Source organism: Pseudoalteromonas sp. MMG024 (assembly GCF_021654175.1).
Taxonomy (GTDB): Bacteria; Pseudomonadota; Gammaproteobacteria; order Enterobacterales; family Alteromonadaceae; genus Pseudoalteromonas.
In genome coordinates this window covers 114,562-132,239 of the sequence record NZ_JAKFZO010000013.1, presented here as the reverse complement: position 1 = coordinate 132,239, position 17,678 = coordinate 114,562, and the positions used below count along the sequence as shown (strand labels likewise).

Sequence of the window (17,678 nt, the reverse complement as noted above, 5' to 3'; positions counted from 1 at the left end):
ACCTTCACGGTGGCTTTTTTATTTAACTTACTTTCTTAATATCAGTTACTTTTGCTTTATTGTTAGGCGGGGTTGGTTTTCCCCCTTTTAAAGCTGCAATAAATTGGTCTTTACGTTTTGCCATTTCGAGGGCCAGCGCTTCATTTTGTTGCTCGCTTAACGGCACATCAACTTCACCAAGCATGGTTTCAAGTGCTTCCGCAATATCCAGCATTTTGTCATATGCGTCTGCCTCTTTTTTTGATGTAAATGTCATGCGTTCGACTCCATCTCTAACTACTTTGTAACATACCTCAACGGCCATATTGCACCTTCTTAACTGTTGTTTTATACAGTACTATAGCAGTAACTAAAAAAAAATAAAGTGTAATTATAATCACACCTTACAGAACCCCGCTGTGGTAAGCAATTTTAGAGACTAAATGCTTGATAGCATTGCACCGCTACCGCAAGTACATTAATCTTACACCATGCAAAGTATTAAGGGGGTCTAATGTCAATTGATCAGATAACAACTTTTCTCGGATGGGCTACCATTGCCAATTGTTTAATTGTTAGTGTTAGCATGGTGATTTTTTTACTTTTCCGCAGCACTATTGTCAGTATTCATAGCCAGCTATTTAACGTAGAGCATAAAGCATTGAATGTAGTTTATATTCAATATTTTGCTTTTTATAAGATCTTAATTGTTTTCTTTAATCTCGTTCCTTACCTAAGTCTTAAGTTAATTATGTGATTTATTCATTTATATGTGAGTAACTTTGTGACTGATAGATTTAAATAGTAGCTAGCATAGTGAAAACGTAACGTATCGTTTGATATTAAGCTACCCACTGTTGCACCTATTGCAAAAATCGAATGAGTTTGAATCGGGCCCGAACATAAAGGTTCAGACCCAAAGTAGCATTTATTACTTTTTGATGCCTTCAATGTGAAGGTCGAAATCGATTTGGCCAAAATCCATTTTATAGCCGAAGTCTTTCATTTGAATCGCTGTCGTACCTGCAAAACCAGCGCGGTAACCGCCCCAAGGATCTTTACCTTCACCGATTTTCTCTACATCGATAGTAATTTCTTTCTCAATACCTTGTAGCGTTAAAAGACCGGTAATAGCAAGTTTACCATCACCTAAATCTTTTACTTTTGTGCTGTTAAATGTTGCTGTAGAGAATTTTTTAACATCTAAAAAGTCGCTATCGCGTAAATGCTTGTCGCGCTCTGCATGGTTTGAGTCAACGCTGGTGGTATCAATACTAACTGAAATTTTACTTGCTTCAGGTTTTTTCTCATCGTAGCTGAACTCACCTGAGAAGGTATTAAAACGGCCTGTTAACCAACTGTAGCCTAAGTGCTTCACTTTAAAATTAATTGATGCGTGAGCGCCTTTGGTGTCAATCACATAATCTGCAGCGATTGCTGGCATTGTTAAGCTTGCCATCGTAAGTGCTGTTGCTAAAAGTGTTTTTTTCATAATTGTTTCCTTTAAATTTATACAACCTGAGCTTTGACTAGCCAAATCTGAGGTTACTTAATCATTCGGCGTAACGTGTCATCTTTATCAATAAAGTGATGCTTTAACGCCGCTAATATATGAATGCCGACAATCGCCATTAAGCTATAAGCGGCATATTGATGAATACTGCCTGCAATATCTTCTTGATTTGCAATTAACTCGCCTAAACTTGCTACTTCGAACCAGTCAAAAACAGCAATTGCGCGACCATCAGCGGTTGAGATCAAATAACCACTGGTTAAAATTATCAATAAAATCCCATACAAGGCTAAATGGCCTAGCTTTGTCGCAACGCGAGTTTTAGATGAATGGGTAGAGATGGGCTTAGGTGATACCGTAATCACTTTCCAACCAATGCGCACTAGTGTAAATGCCAGCAATAAAATGCCAATACTTTTGTGCCAATGAGGCGCTGTGCGATACCATTCACTGTAATAATTCAAATCAACCATCCAAAATCCAACCCCGAATAATGCAAAAATAACAAGTGCACTAAGCCAGTGAAGTAGCTTACTAATAGTACCGAATTTAGTGTTGGAATCGAGAAGCATAATCATTTCCTTAAATAGATTGAAACACTTTAATTGAGCTTCATTTGAATGTGAATAGCTCAAAAGTGAATTCATTATTCACTTTTGACTATCAATAGGGGTGTTTAAGTTGAAAGGGTATTAGAAAAGCGATGAGTAAAGTGCAATCACTTCGTCTTTGCGAAAGCATTGATTGTGATGATCATTAACCATGCCGCATGCCTGCATATGAGCATACACAGTGGTCGGCCCTAAAAACTTGAAGCCACGCTTTTTAAGGTCTTTCGCAAAGGTATGCGATTCGGCAGTGGTGGCTTGGTAATCAGCTTTACTGTTGATGTTATTGACAATAGGTTTATTGTTTACAAATTGCCATTGATAGTTAGCAAAGCTACCAAACTCTTTTTGTATTGCTAAAAAGCACTGTGCATTGTTAATTGCGGCATTAATTTTTAAGCGGTTGCGAATAATGCCTTTATCTTCCATTAAGGCAAGCGCTTTTGCTTCATCAAATTGGGCAACCACAGTTGGGTCAAAGTTGGCGAACGCGTTGCGGTAGTTATCGCGTTTTTTTAATACTGTGTACCAACTCAGTCCAGCTTGCGCTGATTCTAGTGTGAGGAATTCAAACAGTGCAGTATCATCAAACAAAGGCACGCCCCATTGGGTATCGTGATAGGCTACATAATCAGCTTTAGTGGTATCTAACCACTCGCATCTAAAACACATAAAAATCCCTTAGACAAATAATTGACGTTTTAAAATTGCTCTTAACATACTGTATTTGTTGAAAATAAACATTGGCACGTTTTGTGTATCTACACCGATTAGTTAGAGTAAATTATTTGGTGTAACTATGGCGTTAGCTCAAATCATACCTCAACAATTTCAAGAGGTATATAACCCGTGTTTGATGCAGGAAAAGTACGTGGGTGAACTTAGTGAATTAAGAAAACAGGCAAGTTGGCTTAGTCATTTGGTTGATACCATGCCTGCGGGCGTCATCGTGCTTGATGGTAACGGCATGGTTGCAAAGGCCAATCAAATCGCAATTGATTTACTCGGTGAGCCGTTAGAAGGCGAGCGTTGGTTTACCATTATTCAGCGTTCTTTTGCGCCCAATGGTAGTGATGGTCACGAGGTAACGCTTCGTGATGGTCGTTTAGTGAAACTGGATATTTCACCGCTCACACCTGAACCAGGCCAGTTGATTTTAATGACCGATCTTACGCAAACACGCCAATTACAGTCACGTATCGCACACATGCAGCGTTTGAGTGCGCTTGGCAAAATGGTTGCATCATTAGCGCACCAAGTAAGAACCCCGTTATCAGCGGCGATGCTATATGCCGCTAACCTGTCGTCAGAGAAATTAAACCCGACGGCGCGTAGCAACTTTCATGAAAAGTTGATGTCGCGTTTGCAAGATTTAGAAAGCCAAGTAAACGATATGCTGTTATTTGCCAAAAGTGGTGAGCAACAAGTACTTGCACCTGTGTCTATGCAAGCTTTGCTAACGGATGTGACGCATGCTTCAGAAGCAATGATTATGCGCCAGCAATGCATTCTCGACCTTAAATTGCCTGAGCCTGATATTGAAATTATCGCTAATAAAGTTGCACTGAGCAGTGCAATTAGCAATTTAGTGCATAATGCGGTGCAAGCCTGTGGCCAAGGTGGAAAAATTGAGTTAAGTGCAACGCGGTCTAAAAAATTCGCAGATCACGTCAAAATTTCGGTGAAAGATAACGGCACGGGGTTAAGTGAAACGGCTATCCAACAGATCTTTGAGCCGTTCTTCACCACTAAATCTCACGGTACCGGGTTAGGTCTTGCCGTGGTTCAATCGGTTGCTAACAGCCATCAAGGGTTTGTAAAAGCAGGCAATAGTGAGCTTGGTGGGGCTGAGTTTAACTTGTACCTACCGATTATCTCTAAAACAGCGTGTTAGGAGTGATTATGAACGATGCAAAAGTATTAGTCGTAGAAGATGATTCTGGTTTACGAGAAGCGTTAGTCGATACCCTAGCATTGGCTGATATTAATTGTGTTGAAGCCGACAGTGCCGAACAAGCGATTATTAAGCTTAAAGAAGGCGGTATTTCAATGGTGGTCAGTGACGTGCAAATGGGCACTATGTCAGGTATCGATTTACTTAAAAGTATTAAGCTTAACTACCCTGATTTACCTGTGTTAATGATGACAGCTTACGCGACCATTGATGATGCGGTTGAAGCGATGCGCTTAGGAGCCATCGACTACATGGCGAAACCATTCGCACCAGAAGTGTTATTAAACATGGTAAGTCGTTATTTACCAGAAAAAGAAGCCATTAAAGATGGGCCAATTGTTGAAGACCCAGCCAGTAAAGCGCTTATGCAACTTGCAGAGAAAGTGGCTAAATCTGATGCATCCGTTATGGTGCTTGGGCCAAGTGGATCAGGTAAAGAAGTAATGGCACGTTATATTCATGATAGTTCACCGCGTGCAGAGCAGAACTTTGTAGCGATTAACTGCGCGGCGATTCCTGAAAATATGCTAGAAGCCACTTTATTTGGCTATGAAAAAGGCGCGTTTACCGGCGCCATTCAAGCATGTCCTGGTAAGTTTGAACAAGCGCAAGGCGGCACTATTCTACTTGATGAAATTACCGAGATGGATTTGAGCCTACAGGCGAAATTATTGCGTGTACTGCAAGAGCGTGAAGTGGAGCGTCTTGGCTCTCGTAAGACCATTAATTTAGATGTACGTGTGCTTGCAACGTCTAACCGCGACTTAAAAGAGGCGGTGGCGCAAGGCGTATTTCGCGAAGATTTATATTATCGCCTTAACGTTTTTCCGCTCGAGTGGCTGCCACTTGCTGAGCGTCCAGGGGATATCGTCCCATTGGCTGAGCATTTAATTCAGCGTCATAATAATGACATGCCGGTGCAGTTTGACGCACAAGCTAAAGAAAAATTACTCAGTTACAACTGGCCTGGTAATGTTCGTGAGCTTGAAAATGTCGTTCAGCGCGCACTTATTTTGCAAAGCCATAAAATGATTACCGCAGATGATATTTTCTTAGGCTCGGTAGCAAGCATGCAACCAACAAGTCTGTCGCCAAAGATACCGCTGACTTGTGAAGAACCTGAGCAAGTAGCACCAGACGTCGCAACAGTGCAATCAACCCAAGTGGATGATGCTCAGGGTTATAAACAAGAGCTTAAAGATAAAGAAAATTCAATTATTCTAGATATGCTTCGTGCGTGTGATGGCAAGCGTAAAGACGTTGCTGAGCGTCTTGGTATGAGCCCGCGAACACTGCGGTATAAATTAGCAAAAATGCGTGAGATGGGAATTGAATTACCTGCATAAAAAATCATTGTACTGAGCACAACAGATACACCTACTTTTTAAATCGAGCCTCTGACAGGAGGCTTTATTTCTGTCTGAATTTTATCAAAGTCAAAAAAATGCCGTTGTAAACTTTTGATTTTAAATGTTTTATTTTTGGCATTAAGCTTGCATTAATCGTATTAAGTCAATTTATACGGTTTGTTAGTATGAACATTTCACCAAACAATCTTTATCAAGAAATGCAGTCACTTGCAGTAGAAGCAAGTAACTTTTCTAAACCGAAACAGCCTATTGAATCTATTCAAGGTAGCTCACAGGTTGAATTTAATAATCTATTAAAAGATGCGCTCGATACGGTTAACGGTTTACAGCAAGACTCTAAAGCGAAAGCAACGGCGTTAGAAATGGGTGACCGCAATGTGTCACTGGCTGAAGTAATGATCGCATCGCAAAAGTCTTCGGTGGCGTTTGAAGCAACCGTTCAAGTGCGTAATAAGCTTATTGAAGCTTATAAAGACATTATGAACATGCCTGTATAAGAAATAGTGGAGTAGGGTTGTGGCTAATACATCAACAGATTTATCAACACTTGACGCTAACGACTTAGCTGTCGGCGATGCAGGTGGTGGTAATCAAGAACAAAAATCAGGGTTTCTTGGCAGCTTAAGTGGTGTTGATGTAATGCGCCAAGTCACGCTCATTATCGCACTAACAATTTGTGTCGCAATTGCCGTATTCATCATGATTTGGGCGAAAGAGCCTGATATGCGTCCTCTTGGCAAAATGCCAATGGATGAACTGATCCAAACGCTCGAATTCTTAGACGCACAAAAAGTAGAATACAAGCTCGATGGCAATGTTGTTTCAGTGCCGGTTGAAGCGTATCAAAATATCAAGTTATTGATGGCTAAAGAAGGTCTTGAGCAAGTGCCTTCGTCAGGCACCGAAATTTTAATGCAAGATATGGGCTTTGGCGTGAGCCAGCGTCTAGAGCGTGAGCGTTTAAAGCACTCACGTGAACAGCAGCTTGCACGTACTATTGAAGAGCTTAGTAAAGTAGCGCGCGCTAAAGTTCTGTTAGCGATTCCAAAAGAAAATGTCTTTGCTCGCCGAGAGAAAAAGCCAAGTGCAACGGTTGTATTAACGGTAAGACGTGGTCGCACACTTGATGGTGAAGAAGTTGATTCGGTTGTAGATATGGTCGCCTCTGCGGTACAAGGGTTAGAGCCTAGCCGAGTAACCGTAACAGACCAAAATGGCCGCTTACTTAACTCGGGCTCACAAAACTCACTTACCGCGCGTTCGCGTAAAGAATATGAAATTGAACGTAAACGTGAGCAAGAATACTTAGAAAAAATCGATTCAATTATGATCCCTGTTGTTGGTTTAGGTAATTATACTGCGCAGGTCGATCTAGTGATGGATTTCAGTTCAATTGAAGAAACGCAGAAGCGTTTCAACCCAGACTTACCTGCGGTACGCAGTGAAATGACACGTGAAGACACCAATATCGGTGGGCTTGCAGTGGGCATTCCAGGGGCATTAACTAATCAACCGCCAGTTAACTCGCAAATTCCAGAACAAACAGGCGATGAATCAGCACAAAACACATTGCCAAGTAGAAACAGTAAAGAAGCAACCCGTAATTATGAGCTCGATACCACCATTTCACATAAGCGTCAGCAAACCGGTGTGATCCGTCGCATCAGCGTGTCGGTTGCGGTGAACTACACAAACGGTGTGGCTGAAGGTGGCGAAGCGACACGTGATCCGCGTACTCAGCAAGAATTAGCGAATATCCGCCGTTTACTGCAAGGTGGCATCGGCTTTGATATGCAGCGTGGCGATGCGTTAGAAGTCGTGACAATTCCGTTTGTACAAGAAGAATTCAGTGAAGCGATTGAGCTACCAATTTGGGAGCAACCTTGGTTCTTCAAAGTAATCAGACTAGCTTTAGGTGCCTTGGTTATTATCGTGCTTATTCTTGCGGTAGTGCGTCCAATGTTACGCAAGTTGATTAATCCAGAAGACACGACAGAGGATTATGATGACGCAAGCCTATCAGCAGGTGTAGACTTAGGTGATGATACCATTGATATGCTAAGTCAAGAATTTGACGAATCGGCAGTCGGCTTTAGCCCAGATGGTACGTTACAATTACCAGACTTACATGGTGATGAAGACTTATTAAAAGCAGTAAGAGCATTAGTGGCAAATGAGCCAGAACTTTCTTCTCAAGTAGTTAAAGCGTGGTTAACTGAAGATGACTGATCAAGATACGCAAGTAGCAGAACAAACAACAAGTAGCGGCTTTGACGTAGATAAACTTGATGGTGTAGAAAAAGCATCGATTTTATTACTGAGTTTATCTGAAGAAGATGCCGCACAGATTTTAAAGCACTTAGAACCAAAGCAAGTACAAAAAGTAGGTATGGCGATGGCGGGCTTGGATGATTTAAGCCAAGACAAAATTGCCGCGGTACACAAGTTGTTTATCGACCAAATTCAAAGCTTTAGTACTATTGGTTTCCAATCTGAAGACTTTATCAAGAAAGCGCTGACCGCAGCGCTCGGTGAAGAAAAAGCGGCGAACCTAATTGACCAAATTATCATGGGCTCAGGTGCGAAAGGACTTGATTCACTGAAATGGATGGACTCAAAACAAGTAGCGAATATTATTCGTAACGAGCACCCGCAGATCCAAACCATTGTTTTGGCCTATTTAGAACCAGAGCAATCTGCTGAAATTATTAATCAATTCCCTGAAAAAGTGCGTCTTGATTTAACCATGCGTATTGCCAATCTTGAAGAAGTGCAACCTGCCGCACTGCAAGAATTGAATGAAATTATGGAAAAACAATTCGCAGGTCAGGCTGGTGCGCAAGCTGCTAAAATGGGTGGCTTAAAAGCAGCGGCAGATATTATGAACTACCTAGATACTAATGTTGAAGGGCAGTTGATGGATTCAATTCGTGAACATGACGAAGAAATGTCGCAGCAAATTCAAGACTTAATGTTTGTATTTGATAACTTAATTGACGTTGATGACCGCGGTATTCAAGCGATTCTACGTGAAGTACAGCAAGATGTACTAATGAAAGCAATTAAGGGCACAGACGAAGGGCTTAAAGACAAGATCCTTAAGAATATGTCTAAACGTGCGGCTGAAATGATGGCTGATGACCTTGAAGCAATGGGACCAGTTCGCATTAGTGAAGTAGAAGCGGCACAAAAAGAAATTCTGAGCATAGCACGACGCTTAGCTGATTCAGGCGAAATTATGCTTGGCGGCGGTGGTGGTGAGGAGTTCCTCTAATTTATGAAATTAGGCAAGTACCGCTCAGGGCATAAAATCGAAAATGCAGAGGCGATTGAAACGCTGCTAGAGAATTGGCCGATCCCGGATGTTAAGGATGACAGACGCAATCTGAGAGGGCGCTCAACGGCAATGGGCAAGTCGTTAGAAGAGCTCTATCAGAAAAAACAAGCTGAACAAGAACCCGAGCCAGAAGAAGAGTTTACGCCACTAAGCATTCAAGAAGTTGAACAAATTCGACAAGAAGCGTACCAAGAAGGACACGCTGAGGGCAAAGAAGCTGGTTATCAGGAAGGTTTTGAACAAGGCAAGTTAGAAGGTGCGCAAAAAGGCTATGAAGAAGGTTTAGAACAAGGTAAAGAAGAAGGACTTGAGCTGGCAAAACCCGAAGTCGAAGAGAAAATCGCGCAACTTACCAAGCTGTTAGATGAAATAGCCACGCCCTTTGAACAAGTGAGTGAGGAAGTTGAAAAGCAAGTCGTGATTTTAGCATCTGAACTGGCGAAAGCGGTAGTTCATGGCGAACTTAGCATTAATGAAAAAGCTATTTTTAGCGCCATGAAAGTGGCAACTGACGCATTAAAAGGTCAACACTGTGCCCTTGAAGTGTTATTGAATCCAGAAGATTTTGAATTGGTACAACAAGCCATACCAGCCGAACAACTCGCCGATAGAAATTGGAAGCTAGTTGTTGAGCCGAGTATCACTAAAGGTGGCCTTCATATCAATTCTGACAATTCATCAATTGATTACTCGGTAGAATTGCGCCTTAAAGAAATACTGGAGAGCTTTTTGCAAGAAGCAGGTATCGATAGTCAAAAACACGACGGTTAATTATGAGCCAAGGGCTTGCACAGCGTCTTGCTAGTTACCAATCAAAAATTAAAACTCACCGCCCAGCAGTTGCCGGCAGTTTAAAGCGTGTTGTTGGGCTTACACTTGAAGCCGAAGGATTAAAAGCACCAGTCGGTAGCAGTTGTCAAATTGAAACCCAACAGGGCTTAGTGGATGCTGAGGTAGTAGGCTTTAGTGGTGAGACTCTTTACTTGATGCCAAACGATGCCATTTCGGGTGTATTACCTGGGGCGCGTGTTATTCCCCAACAATCAGATGTGGGTTTACCTGTAGGTATGGGACTGTTAGGTCGCGTTGTTGATGGATTAGGGCGACCGCTTGATGGACTTGGCCCAGTAAAAGCAGAAGCTAAATTAAAATTCGCAGCAAAACCGATTAACCCATTAGCTAGACGCCCAATTAAACAACCGATGGACGTTGGCGTTCGTGCCATTAATTCTGTACTTACCGTAGGTCAAGGTCAGCGTATGGGCTTATTTGCGGGAAGCGGTGTAGGTAAATCGGTATTACTTGGCATGATGACTCGGGGGACTAATGCCGATGTGATTGTGGTCGGTTTAGTTGGTGAGCGTGGTCGCGAAGTTAAAGAATTTATTGAAGAAATTTTAGGCGCAGAAGGGCGAGCACGTTCAGTGGTAGTGGCGGCCCCAGCAGATGCATCACCGCTGATGCGTTTAAAAGGCTGTGAAACCGCCGTAACGATTGCTGAATATTTTCGTGATCAGGGATTAAACGTACTGTTGCTGCTGGATTCAGTAACGCGTTATGCCATGGCACAGCGTGAAATAGCGCTTGCGGTAGGTGAACCCCCGGCAACTAAGGGTTATCCACCTTCTGTATTTGCCAAACTTCCCGCCTTGGTTGAGCGCGCTGGTAATGGTGGCGAAGGGCAAGGCAGCATCACGGCGTTTTTTACCGTGTTATCCGAAGGGGATGATATGCAAGACCCTATCGCTGATGCAGCCCGTGCGATTCTTGATGGGCATATAGTATTATCCCGCGAACTGGCCGATTCAGGGCACTATCCCGCAATTGATATTGAAAAGTCGATTAGTCGTGTTATGCCGCAAGTGATTAGCGAAGCACATTTGCAGCAAGCGCGCGTGTTAAAACAAATCTACTCACTTTACCAACAGAATAAAGACCTTATTACGCTGGGTGCTTATCAAAAAGGCAGCGACCCTATGCTTGATAAAACGATCGAAATGATGCCAGGAATAAACCACTTCTTACAACAAGGAATGACAGATGTTATTCCTTATGATGAAGGGTTAACTAGCTTGGCTCGTATTCTAGGACAAGGCTAATGGCGCGTGACCAACTAGCATTATTAATAAAGCTTGAATCTGACAAAGAAGAAAAACTGCGTCTCGATTTTGTTGGTGCGCAGCAACACCTTGCTAATTTACAGCGTCAATTAACGGGTATCGAGTCGTTTCGCTCAGACTATTTAGCTCAATTACAAAGTCGTGCTGCGCAAGGCGTTGGCGGTAGCTATTATAATCAGTTTCAGCAATTTATCGGCAAGTTAGATGATGCGTTAAAGCAACAACTAAACGCGATCAATACGGCAAACAAGGTGTTAAAACAGCGTGAGTCGCTGTGGTTAGCGCAAAAAGCAAAATTGGAAGCAATCGAAAAACTCAAACAGCGCAAATTAGATAAACAGCAAGCTGCGTTGGCAAAGGCAGAGCAAAAGCAGCTTGACGAGTTTGCTACCAATATATTTGTACGAAATCGAAAAACACTGGCTTAGTTTTTGCTTAATTTTTAGCAAGGCATTAAAAGCGGCAATCTTTAGTTAAAGAAGAAGTGTGTTATGGCAACGATAAATTCGCAGTTAAGCATTACAAATGTTGGATTAGACTCCACGGCAACAACGAGTGAAAGCGAAAATAAAAGCGGTTTTTTAGCTGTTTTTGAATCTGTGCAAAATGAAGTGCAGGGCAAACATGCATCCGTCGATGAAGAGCATAAAAGTCGTGATGATAGTCAATTGTCGGACGAAAATGATACGCCCAAGCAAATGGACGATTCAGATAATGTCACTGATGAAGGTGAACAAACTGAATCTGCAGTTGCTAATATCGATAAGTCTCCTACGCAAGATGATATGCCAGTGACTCGCTCATCCGAATTTAAACAGCTCGATGACAGTGCGAATACTAACAAAGGGGATTCTGAATCAACCCCAGTAAAATCAATGCCAGTTGATGAAACACACCCTGTTACTAAACAGCCAAATACTCAACAAGCGCAAACTGAACAAACACAAAAAGCAACGAGCAACGATAGTAATGCGGCTATCTCATTGCTTGCGCAACTAACTAAAAGTAAGTCTTTTGATGTTAGTATTTCGAAAGGCAGTGAAAGTACAGAGCAAGCACAAAATGTAAAAGCGCCGGTCGATAGTGACAGTGCAACTGAAAGCGATTCGGTGAAAGACGGTAAAACTAAGGTCAATCTAGCTCAAAATTTAGTGTCGCTTGATAATGAATTTGCCAAATTAGACAAAGAAGGCCTTGAAACACTTAAGCAATTTTTTACACAGCTCGATAAAGAAAGCGAACTACCACAGGGGCTTTCTAAACACGATCTCCGCTTAGTTATGGAGAAGTTAAACGTGGCAATTGCAAAAGCTGAGTCAAAAGCAAAAGAGCAGCCTGTCACTTTGCAATCAGTACTTACTGCACAATCAGCTAAGTCAAATACCGCACAACAAGCGGTTGAACAAAATGCCACACCGGACGACCTTGCAACGGAAAGTGATAACGACCAAGCACAATTGCAAAGTACGTTAGCGTCACGTCCTCTTGGTGAGACTGTAGCTGTGGCAAATAAACAACAAACCATTACACGTCCAGATACACAAGTCCCACATAATGTGACTGCGGTTGCTAAAGCGGTGGCACAAGAGCAAAACGTTGATCTCGACGCACAGCAAACTACCGTAGAGCTAATTAATCAACAGGCAACAAAACCAGCGCCTGCAAGTGTTGTATCGTTGAGTAGCCAAGCTGCAGAAAAATTACAAGCGAGCAATGAGCAAACCAGTAGTGTTAAACAAAGTAAAGTTGATACAACTCAGCTGGTGGATGAGCCAAACCTTGAGACAGAGGCAAGCACAGAGCAACCGCAAAGTTTTGCAAAATTGCTTAATAGTTTAAAAACAAATGCGAATACACCAGTGCTATCGCAATTAGTCTCGCACATTCAAGCGAGTCAACTACAGCAGGCTGAAGTAAGCGAAATCAACCAGCAGCACTTAGCGATGCAAACTGCACAAGTGATACAAAATACCAAAAAAACCACAATTAGTGCAGAGCAAGCATTGCAACAACCGGTCAATATTGCCAGGAGTGATGCAGCTAAAGCATTATTTAATAAAGCAAATATGCTACTAAATTTAAACTTGAAAGAAGCCGAAATTAGATTAGACCCACCAGAATTAGGTTCGATGCAAATTCGCATTCGTTCTGATGCAGAACAAGCACAAATAAACTTTGTAGTGCAAAGTCAGCAAGCGAAAGATGTACTTGAACAATCAATGGGGCGACTAAAAGAAATGCTTGCCGAACAGGGCATTAATTTAGGTGAAAGTAGCGTCTCTGAACAAGGGCAAGGTGAGCAGCAAATGGCGGAGCATTCGGGTCACTCGTTGAGCTCAGAGGGTGAGCACGAGCCTGTTAGCAATGTAAGTGAACAAATTGTCAGCAAACAGCAAGATGGAATCGATTTTTACGCATAACACTAATTGCTATTAAACGGAAATAAACGCACTATTATATAAAATAATAAATAGCAGCTACGGAAACGTCACAATGGCAGAAGAAAAAGATCTTGAAATTGAAGAAGGTGGAGAGAAAAAAGGCGGCAAAATGATGATTATCATTATTGCTGTTGTGGTATTGCTCGCTGGTGGCGGTGCCGCATTTTTCTTTTTAGGTGGCGATGACAGTGCCCCTGCAGAAACGCTTGCTGAGGAAACCGCATCTGCCGAAGGTGGCGAAGGTAAACCAAGTGCTAATAGTGCTGAAATTGGCAGTGCTTTGTACGTCGGTATGCCAAGACCATTTGTGTTTAATGTACCGGGTTCAAATAAAGACCGTTTGGTACAGATTAAAGTGCAATTGTTAGTGCGTGGCGATGTTAACGAAGAAACCGCAAAGCGCCATATTCCGCTGATTGAAAATACTTTATTACGCGTATTTTCAGCAAGTAATGCAGATGATTTAAGCACCACAGCAGGAAAAGAAGCACTGCGCTATAACGCATTAACCGAAGTGCAAAATGCATTGGTAGAAATTGAAGACAGTAAAGTCGTAGAACGCGTATTGTTTACTGGCTTTGTAATGCAATAATTAGGAGTTTAGGTGAGCGATTTATTATCTCAAGACGAAATCGACGCGCTCTTACATGGCGTCGATGATGTTGATGAAGAAGAGATAGACGAAGGCGGTGATAGCGATTCGTCCGCGCTGCAATACGATTTCTCATCTCAAGATCGTATTGTTCGTGGCCGTATGCCGACGCTGGAAATCGTTAACGAACGATTCGCTCGCCACATGCGTATATCCCTATTTAATATGATGCGCCGCACTGCAGAAGTGTCGATTAACGGCGTGCAGATGATCAAATTCGGCGAATACATCCACACCTTATTTGTTCCAACCAGCTTAAATATGGTGCGCTTTAGACCGTTAAAAGGCACCGGTCTTATTACCATGGAAGCGCGTTTAGTGTTTATTTTGGTAGATAACTTTTTTGGTGGTGATGGACGCTACCATGCCAAAATTGAAGGGCGTGAATTTACACCAACCGAACGCCGTATTGTGCAAATGCTACTTAAAATCATTTTTGAAGACTATAAAGAAGCGTGGGCACCGGTGATGGATGTGTCTTTTGAATACCTTGATTCAGAAGTTAACCCAGCAATGGCTAACATTGTAAGTCCGACAGAAGTTGTGGTAATCAGTTCGTTTCATATTGAACTTGATGGCGGCGGCGGGGACTTCCATATTGCGCTGCCTTACTCAATGCTTGAGCCAATTCGTGAATTGCTTGATGCCGGTGTACAGTCAGATACGGAAGACACTGATTTACGTTGGTCTAAAGCACTGCGTGATGAAATTATGGATGTAGAAGTCGATCTTAGTACGCGTATGCTTGAAGTGGATTTAAGTCTGCAACAAATTATGGATTTAAAAGAAGGCGATATTATTCCGGTAGAAATGCCAGAGCATATTACGGTATTTATTGAAGACTTGCCGACCTACCGCGCCAAAATGGGTCGTTCTCGCGATAACGTTGCGCTTCAAATTAGTGAAAAGATTAAACGCCCTGAATCTGTTAAATCAGAGCTACATGTATTTACAAAGGGCGGGAAAAAGCTCGACTCAGATGCTGAGTTGGAGCAATTGGAAGAAGATTTACATTTATCAGATGGTGTAGACCTCGACTGGTAATTAACTGAGAGAAATTTAGTATGAGCGATGATCAAGATACAATGGACGAATGGGCAGCAGCCCTAGCCGAAGCTGAAGGCGAAGACGGTGGTGATGCCGAAGTAGCTGAACTCGAAGAGCTGTCTGAAGATTCGAAAGCCGATTTAACGACAGAAGAAAAGCGTAAGCTCGATACCATTTTAGATATTCCAGTTACCATTTCGATGGAAGTGGGTCGTTCTAAAATTAGTATTCGTAACTTACTGCAATTAAACCAGGGCTCAGTGGTTGAACTTGACCGCGTAGCGGGTGAACCACTTGATGTACTCGTAAATGGTACCTTAATTGCTCACGGTGAAGTGGTTGTTGTTAACGATAAATTCGGTATTCGCTTAACAGATGTGATCAGTCAAATCGAGCGGATCAAAAAGTTACGATGAAAAAAAATATCGGTTTACTCAGTACGTTACTGATAGTACCGTTCAATCTGTTAGCAGCAGAGCCAGCTGGGTTTCAACAGTTAGCTTCGATGATTATGTCGTTGCTACTTGTGGTTGGCTGTATTGTTTTGCTTGCCGTGTTAATCAAGCGATTTAACCCACAAATGACGCCCAGTGACGAGTTTAAAGTGATTCGTTCCATCAACATTGGCAGTAAAGAACGCCTGCTGGTGGTAGAAATGGATAACAAACATCATGTACTCGGTGTAACTTCAGGCTCTATAAACTATTTATATCAATTAGAAACGCCGTTGGCTGAGCAGCAAATGCCTGAGTTCGCCAAACAATTGGCGCATTTTATGAATCCTAAAAATAAGAAATAAAATATGAACCGGACGTGTTTCAATCTAGTGCTACTTGTGTTGTTAGTGTTATTGCCAGAGGTGGCGTGGGCGAATGATGCTTTGCAGGCGCTAACGGTTAAAACTAATGCGGATGGTGCGCAGGAATACTCGGTTACGCTCCAAGTTCTAATTATGATGACGGCACTGAGTTTTATTCCAGCTGCCGTGATTATGATGACATCTTTCACCCGCATTATTGTGGTGCTGGCTATTTTGCGTCAAGCAATTGGTTTACAGCAAACGCCGTCGAGTCAGCTTTTGGTGGGTATGGCATTGTTTATGAGCATTTTTATTATGGCGCCCATTTACAAGCAAATTGATGACCGCGCAATTCAGCCATATCTCAAAGAAGAGCTTACGTCGGTACAGGCGCTCGACCAAGCAAAAGAGCCACTTAAAGCATTTATGCTATCGCAAACACGTATTTCAGATTTAGAAACCTTTGCCAAAATAGCCGGCTACGAACAACTCGACTCCCCAGAAGATACGCCATTTATTGTGGTTATACCGGCATTTATCACCAGTGAATTGCAAACCGCGTTTATTATTGGTTTTATGTTCTTTATACCGTTTTTGATTGTTGATTTGGTGGTAGCCAGTGTTTTGATGGCTATGGGTATGATGATGCTATCGCCAATGATTGTGTCACTGCCATTTAAAATTATGCTGTTTGTTTTGGTTGATGGCTGGTCGTTAGTAATGGGCACGCTCGCGCGTAGTTATGGGTTAGGTACATAGTCCTGTGGCGATAACTTACCCGCGAATAGGAGGCTAAATGCAACCCGAAGTTTTTGTAGAAGTACTCAGCGATGCGCTTTTTCTGGTTATTAAGTTGGTTGCAGCCATTATCGTACCAAGCTTAATTGTGGGGCTCATTGTTGCAATCTTCCAAGCTGCAACCTCAATTAACGAGCAGACCTTAAGCTTTTTACCGCGTCTTATTGTAACCTTACTTGCGCTTATTTTTGGTGCTCACTGGATCACCCAAGAATTGACTGATTATTTCCGTCAGATGGTGGAGATTATTCCGCAAATTGCTGGTTAAAATAGGCCTTTATGGAAATTTTATTTTCGCAATTAGTACAATACCTTTCGGACTTTTTGTTACCGTTATCACGTATTGCGGCAATGTTTATGGTAATGGTAGGCATTGGCGTGAAAACTGTTCCGACGCGCGTAAAAGTTGGGCTGTCGGTACTGGTGACCTTGCTGGTAATGCCGATTTTACCACCTAGTCAATTTAACGAGCTATTCAGCTTTCAAATGGTCATTGTAGTGCTGCAGCAGATATTGATTGGTGTTGCCATGGGGTTTGCGTCAGTAATGATGCTTAATACTTTTATTCTTGCAGGTCAAATACTTGCAATGCAAACCGGCCTTGGTTTTGCTTCAATTGTTGACCCTGCAAATGGGCAAAGTGTGCCTGCGGTCGGTCAGTTTTATTTAATTCTTGCGACTTTGCTTTTCTGGGTATTTGACGGTCATTTAATGATGATCCAAATGCTTGTACATAGCTTTACTGCGTTACCTATTGATGGTACCTGGTGGCCTGTTGCAAACTTTCAAAAACTGGCGTTATGGGGCAGTTGGATGTTTGCGACAGCCTTAGTGTTATCGTTAGCGCCGTTAACTGCCATGCTAGTAATCAACTTCTCATTTGGTGTGATGACTCGCGCCGCGCCGCAACTTAATATTTTCACCATAGGTTTCCCGTTTACATTGCTTGCAGGCCTTGTAATTATTTGGGCAACAATGACTAACTTTACTGCGCAGTTTGAATTTCAATGGCTAAAAATGGTTGAGCTAATGTGCGATCTTGTTGGTTGTCAGGTGTAAG

21 protein-coding genes are annotated in these 17,678 nt (G+C 42.3%); 17 read left to right on the top strand and 4 right to left on the bottom strand.

Going from position 1 to position 17,678, the window contains the following annotated elements:
• Positions 1-22 precede the first annotated feature (22 nt).
• On the bottom strand, positions 23-304 hold the full coding sequence (locus tag L1068_RS14105; protein WP_054978299.1) for a YebG family protein: 282 nt from the start codon (positions 302-304) through the stop codon (positions 23-25).
• Between the two features lie 189 nt (positions 305-493).
• Between L1068_RS14105 and L1068_RS22170 the strand changes: the two genes are divergently transcribed.
• Positions 494-736 (top strand): DUF6868 family protein, encoded by a 243-nt coding sequence (locus tag L1068_RS22170; RefSeq protein ID WP_100912995.1) that lies wholly within the window; start codon positions 494-496, stop codon positions 734-736.
• A gap of 174 nt (positions 737-910) precedes the next feature.
• Here L1068_RS22170 and L1068_RS14100 read toward each other — a convergent pair whose 3' ends face one another.
• The 3 genes from L1068_RS14100 to L1068_RS14090 all read right to left on the bottom strand — a co-directional run bounded on the left by L1068_RS14100 (position 911) and on the right by L1068_RS14090 (position 2,772).
• The gene (locus L1068_RS14100; RefSeq protein ID WP_237130777.1) at positions 911-1,471 is read right to left on the bottom strand and encodes a YceI family protein; all 561 of its coding nucleotides are present in this window, start codon (positions 1,469-1,471) and stop codon (positions 911-913) included.
• Between the two features lie 53 nt (positions 1,472-1,524).
• Positions 1,525-2,064 (bottom strand): cytochrome b, encoded by a 540-nt coding sequence (locus tag L1068_RS14095; protein ID WP_237130776.1) that lies wholly within the window; start codon positions 2,062-2,064, stop codon positions 1,525-1,527.
• Between the two features lie 120 nt (positions 2,065-2,184).
• The gene (locus tag L1068_RS14090) at positions 2,185-2,772 is read right to left on the bottom strand and encodes a DNA-3-methyladenine glycosylase I (RefSeq protein WP_237130775.1); all 588 of its coding nucleotides are present in this window, start codon (positions 2,770-2,772) and stop codon (positions 2,185-2,187) included.
• A 127-nt stretch (positions 2,773-2,899) separates the two neighbouring features.
• Here L1068_RS14090 and L1068_RS14085 point away from each other — a divergent pair, with 127 nt between their 5' ends.
• The 16 genes from L1068_RS14085 (at position 2,900) to fliR (ending at position 17,677) form a co-directional block, all read left to right on the top strand.
• A complete protein-coding gene (locus L1068_RS14085; RefSeq protein WP_237130774.1) occupies positions 2,900-3,994 on the top strand; it encodes an ATP-binding protein in 1,095 nt (364 codons plus the stop codon).
• A gap of 8 nt (positions 3,995-4,002) precedes the next feature.
• Entirely contained in the window at positions 4,003-5,400 is a 1,398-nt protein-coding gene (locus L1068_RS14080; protein ID WP_237130773.1) for a sigma-54 dependent transcriptional regulator, read from the top strand.
• 188 nt (positions 5,401-5,588) lie between these two features.
• Positions 5,589-5,921, top strand: coding sequence for a flagellar hook-basal body complex protein FliE (gene fliE, locus L1068_RS14075; RefSeq protein WP_010560587.1), 333 nt, complete (start codon positions 5,589-5,591; stop codon positions 5,919-5,921).
• Positions 5,922-5,940: 19 nt separating this feature from the next.
• Complete coding sequence (gene fliF / locus L1068_RS14070; RefSeq protein ID WP_237130772.1) at positions 5,941-7,653, top strand: flagellar basal-body MS-ring/collar protein FliF; 1,713 nt, start codon at positions 5,941-5,943, stop codon at positions 7,651-7,653.
• The gene (fliG, locus tag L1068_RS14065; RefSeq protein WP_010560585.1) at positions 7,646-8,698 is read left to right on the top strand and encodes a flagellar motor switch protein FliG; all 1,053 of its coding nucleotides are present in this window, start codon (positions 7,646-7,648) and stop codon (positions 8,696-8,698) included. The genes fliF and fliG overlap by 8 nt, the downstream gene beginning before the upstream one ends.
• Positions 8,699-8,701: 3 nt before the next feature.
• A complete protein-coding gene (locus L1068_RS14060) occupies positions 8,702-9,532 on the top strand; it encodes a flagellar assembly protein FliH (protein ID WP_237130771.1) in 831 nt (276 codons plus the stop codon).
• Between the two features lie 2 nt (positions 9,533-9,534).
• The gene (gene fliI / locus L1068_RS14055) at positions 9,535-10,860 is read left to right on the top strand and encodes a flagellar protein export ATPase FliI (RefSeq protein WP_010560583.1); all 1,326 of its coding nucleotides are present in this window, start codon (positions 9,535-9,537) and stop codon (positions 10,858-10,860) included.
• Complete coding sequence (fliJ, locus tag L1068_RS14050; RefSeq protein ID WP_100913017.1) at positions 10,860-11,309, top strand: flagellar export protein FliJ; 450 nt, start codon at positions 10,860-10,862, stop codon at positions 11,307-11,309. The genes fliI and fliJ overlap by 1 nt, the downstream gene beginning before the upstream one ends.
• Positions 11,310-11,372: 63 nt before the next feature.
• Complete coding sequence (locus L1068_RS14045; protein ID WP_237130770.1) at positions 11,373-13,301, top strand: flagellar hook-length control protein FliK; 1,929 nt, start codon at positions 11,373-11,375, stop codon at positions 13,299-13,301.
• Positions 13,302-13,374: 73 nt separating this feature from the next.
• Positions 13,375-13,914, top strand: a complete 540-nt coding sequence (gene fliL, locus L1068_RS14040; RefSeq protein ID WP_237130769.1) for a flagellar basal body-associated protein FliL — start codon at positions 13,375-13,377, stop codon at positions 13,912-13,914.
• A gap of 12 nt (positions 13,915-13,926) precedes the next feature.
• A complete protein-coding gene (gene fliM / locus L1068_RS14035; protein WP_010560579.1) occupies positions 13,927-15,018 on the top strand; it encodes a flagellar motor switch protein FliM in 1,092 nt (363 codons plus the stop codon).
• 20 nt (positions 15,019-15,038) lie between these two features.
• Positions 15,039-15,437, top strand: coding sequence for a flagellar motor switch protein FliN (gene fliN / locus L1068_RS14030; RefSeq protein ID WP_010560578.1), 399 nt, complete (start codon positions 15,039-15,041; stop codon positions 15,435-15,437).
• Complete coding sequence (fliO, locus tag L1068_RS14025; protein ID WP_010560577.1) at positions 15,434-15,820, top strand: flagellar biosynthetic protein FliO; 387 nt, start codon at positions 15,434-15,436, stop codon at positions 15,818-15,820. Before fliN ends, fliO begins: the two co-directional genes overlap by 4 nt.
• 3 nt (positions 15,821-15,823) lie before the next feature.
• Positions 15,824-16,579, top strand: a complete 756-nt coding sequence (gene fliP / locus L1068_RS14020) for a flagellar type III secretion system pore protein FliP (RefSeq protein WP_237130768.1) — start codon at positions 15,824-15,826, stop codon at positions 16,577-16,579.
• A 37-nt stretch (positions 16,580-16,616) separates the two neighbouring features.
• Complete coding sequence (gene fliQ, locus L1068_RS14015; protein ID WP_010560575.1) at positions 16,617-16,886, top strand: flagellar biosynthesis protein FliQ; 270 nt, start codon at positions 16,617-16,619, stop codon at positions 16,884-16,886.
• 11 nt (positions 16,887-16,897) lie between these two features.
• Complete coding sequence (gene fliR / locus L1068_RS14010) at positions 16,898-17,677, top strand: flagellar biosynthetic protein FliR (protein WP_105170690.1); 780 nt, start codon at positions 16,898-16,900, stop codon at positions 17,675-17,677.
• Position 17,678 lies beyond the last annotated feature (1 nt).

Coding starts and splice junctions, on each gene's coding strand:
- L1068_RS14105 (WP_054978299.1), bottom strand. CDS start 304: ATGGCCGTTGAGGTATGTTACAAAGTAGTTAGAGATGGAGTCGAACGC.
- L1068_RS22170 (WP_100912995.1), top strand. CDS start 494: ATGTCAATTGATCAGATAACAACTTTTCTCGGATGGGCTACCATTGCC.
- L1068_RS14100 (WP_237130777.1), bottom strand. CDS start 1,471: ATGAAAAAAACACTTTTAGCAACAGCACTTACGATGGCAAGCTTAACA.
- L1068_RS14095 (WP_237130776.1), bottom strand. CDS start 2,064: ATGCTTCTCGATTCCAACACTAAATTCGGTACTATTAGTAAGCTACTT.
- L1068_RS14090 (WP_237130775.1), bottom strand. CDS start 2,772: ATGTGTTTTAGATGCGAGTGGTTAGATACCACTAAAGCTGATTATGTA.
- L1068_RS14085 (WP_237130774.1), top strand. CDS start 2,900: ATGGCGTTAGCTCAAATCATACCTCAACAATTTCAAGAGGTATATAAC.
- L1068_RS14080 (WP_237130773.1), top strand. CDS start 4,003: ATGAACGATGCAAAAGTATTAGTCGTAGAAGATGATTCTGGTTTACGA.
- fliE (WP_010560587.1), top strand. CDS start 5,589: ATGAACATTTCACCAAACAATCTTTATCAAGAAATGCAGTCACTTGCA.
- fliG (WP_010560585.1), top strand. CDS start 7,646: ATGACTGATCAAGATACGCAAGTAGCAGAACAAACAACAAGTAGCGGC.
- L1068_RS14060 (WP_237130771.1), top strand. CDS start 8,702: ATGAAATTAGGCAAGTACCGCTCAGGGCATAAAATCGAAAATGCAGAG.
- fliI (WP_010560583.1), top strand. CDS start 9,535: ATGAGCCAAGGGCTTGCACAGCGTCTTGCTAGTTACCAATCAAAAATT.
- fliJ (WP_100913017.1), top strand. CDS start 10,860: ATGGCGCGTGACCAACTAGCATTATTAATAAAGCTTGAATCTGACAAA.
- L1068_RS14045 (WP_237130770.1), top strand. CDS start 11,373: ATGGCAACGATAAATTCGCAGTTAAGCATTACAAATGTTGGATTAGAC.
- fliL (WP_237130769.1), top strand. CDS start 13,375: ATGGCAGAAGAAAAAGATCTTGAAATTGAAGAAGGTGGAGAGAAAAAA.
- fliN (WP_010560578.1), top strand. CDS start 15,039: ATGAGCGATGATCAAGATACAATGGACGAATGGGCAGCAGCCCTAGCC.
- fliO (WP_010560577.1), top strand. CDS start 15,434: ATGAAAAAAAATATCGGTTTACTCAGTACGTTACTGATAGTACCGTTC.
- fliP (WP_237130768.1), top strand. CDS start 15,824: ATGAACCGGACGTGTTTCAATCTAGTGCTACTTGTGTTGTTAGTGTTA.
- fliQ (WP_010560575.1), top strand. CDS start 16,617: ATGCAACCCGAAGTTTTTGTAGAAGTACTCAGCGATGCGCTTTTTCTG.
- fliR (WP_105170690.1), top strand. CDS start 16,898: ATGGAAATTTTATTTTCGCAATTAGTACAATACCTTTCGGACTTTTTG.